Annotated in this window: 2 protein-coding genes and 1 pseudogene; 2 read left to right on the forward strand and 1 reads right to left on the reverse strand. The window is 63.7% G+C overall.

The window, feature by feature from the left end:
- Nucleotides 1-344, reverse strand: a pseudogene (locus tag JFB92_RS06615) (hypothetical protein); the annotation flags it as partial.
- A gap of 229 nt (nt 345-573) precedes the next feature.
- Here JFB92_RS06615 and JFB92_RS06620 point away from each other — a divergent pair.
- Together JFB92_RS06620 and JFB92_RS06625 are read left to right on the forward strand one after the other, a co-directional pair.
- Nucleotides 574-1,446: a helix-turn-helix domain-containing protein gene (locus JFB92_RS06620; RefSeq protein WP_269847838.1), complete on the forward strand. Its 873-nt coding sequence runs from the start codon at nt 574-576 to the stop codon at nt 1,444-1,446.
- Entirely contained in the window at nt 1,443-1,691 is a 249-nt protein-coding gene (locus JFB92_RS06625; RefSeq protein WP_199036198.1) for a DUF397 domain-containing protein, read from the forward strand. The genes JFB92_RS06620 and JFB92_RS06625 overlap by 4 nt, the downstream gene beginning before the upstream one ends.
- Nucleotides 1,692-1,845: the final 154 nt, after the last annotated feature.

Below are 1,845 nucleotides of genomic sequence, written 5' to 3' on the forward strand. Positions count from 1 at the left end.
TTGCCTGCTTCGGGGTAGACGACGGAGGAGAAGGCGCCGTTTCCGGCGGTGTCGTAGCCCGCGGCGAGGACGCCGGGGCAGTTGGATAGGTGCGAGCCGGGCGCGGCGTCGCATTCGGCGCAGCGGATGGTGAAGGACTGAGGGTCGGAGAGCGGACCGTCGGGAGGCAGGAAGGGCGGCCGGGACGGCGGTTCGGCGGGCGGCTCGGACCCTGACCCGGACAAGGCCCCGGGCGTGGGTCCGGTCGGTTGCTCGGTAGGCGACCCGGTGCACGGCTCGGTGTGCGGATCGGGTTTGGATTCGCCGGTCGCCTGGGCGACAATGGCGGGGTCGGGCGTAGACATGCTCTGCCTCCGATGATCTAGAGGCCGGGGCGGCTGTGGCTTCCAACCTTTGACCCGCCCCGGCCGGCTTCTGTGAAGAGCGTGAAATGCCCGCTCCCGCGAACCTTGTCACCGAACGATCGCGATGACTTCTTCACGCCTGATTGCTATAATCTCACGGTGCGGTTAGGATGTCAAGAATAAAGCGAATCGTGCGAGAAATTAGTTCCTGAGATGAGCGGAGAGTTCTATGGCTGGGCGAGGGCGACCGAAAGGGCCGAAGCCAGGACTGCGATCGCGCTGGCTGGGGGAAAAGCTGCGCGCGATGAGGGAGGCCGCCGGGAAGAGCCGGTCTGATGCTGCGGAGTTCCTCCAGCGAGACCCGACGGTCGTCAGCCGACAGGAGACAGGCGAGTACCCGGTCCGTCGTCCGGATGTGTATGCGCTGCTTACCTACTACGGTGTCGAAGACGAGCGGACCCGGGAAGCTCTGCTAACACTTTGCGAGGACGTCTGGCGCAAGAGTTGGTGGGATCCGTACTCGGACGAAGTGACCAGGGACTTCATCGACCTGCCCTGGTTGGAGTCTCGAACCGAGCAGATCGAGGAGTACCAGACGATGGTGCTCCACGGGATGCTTCAGACCCGTGCCTATGCAGAGGCCGTGATCACCAAGGCCGAGCACGATTCCAGTTCCGAAGAACAGATCGCTCGATGGGTGGATCTGAGGCTGGAGAGGCAGAAGGTGCTTTCCGGCGACAAACCGATCCGGTACTTCGCGGTGCTGGAGGAACCAGTACTGTGGCGGCCGATTGGCGGGGCGAAGGTCATGCGCGAACAGCTGGAGCACCTGTTGGAGGCTGGCGAGCAGGACAACATTGATCTTCGGATCATGCCGACCGCGCACGGCCCTCATAGCGGGCACCTCGGCAGCTTCATGCTGTTCACGATGCCTGAAGAGTTCACGAATGTCGCATATGTCGAGAGCCTTGGCGGGGCGCTCTATGTCGAATCTCCTGGTGTTGAGCGGTTCGAAGACGCGTGGGATGATCTCTATAGGGGCGCGCTGAGCCCGGAACGCTCTGCGGCGCTCATCAAGATAGTGCTAGAGGAGACGAAATGACCATCACCGGAACCGCGCAGGAGCTTTCAGGCGAGGAGCTGGCCGGTATCCGCTGGAGGATCAGCACGAGAAGCAACAACAACGGCGGTAGCTGCGTCGAGGCCGGACCGCTGGCCGACGGCTCTGGCCGGGTCGCGGTGCGCCACTCCCACCACCCCGAAGGCTCGGTCATCGTCTACACCCGCGCCGAGTGGGATGCCTTCCTGGCCGGAGCCAAGGACGGCGAGTTCGACTTCTCTGAGTAAGAGTTCTCCGAGAACGCTCACGAGCCCGTTCTCTACCCGCCCGGGTCGGTGAGAACCAGATTTCACCGATCACCTTGTAGCCCGGATCGGCGTCACTCCGTCCAGTCGCCGCGCTCGGCCAGGTCGAGCACCAGGGCGGCGATGTTCCAGGAGT

The organism is Glycomyces salinus (genome assembly GCF_016428645.1).
GTDB lineage: Bacteria > Actinomycetota > Actinomycetes > Mycobacteriales > Micromonosporaceae > Glycomyces > Glycomyces salinus.

Coding starts and splice junctions, on each gene's coding strand:
- JFB92_RS06620 (WP_269847838.1), top strand. CDS start 574: ATGGCTGGGCGAGGGCGACCGAAAGGGCCGAAGCCAGGACTGCGATCG.
- JFB92_RS06625 (WP_199036198.1), top strand. CDS start 1,443: ATGACCATCACCGGAACCGCGCAGGAGCTTTCAGGCGAGGAGCTGGCC.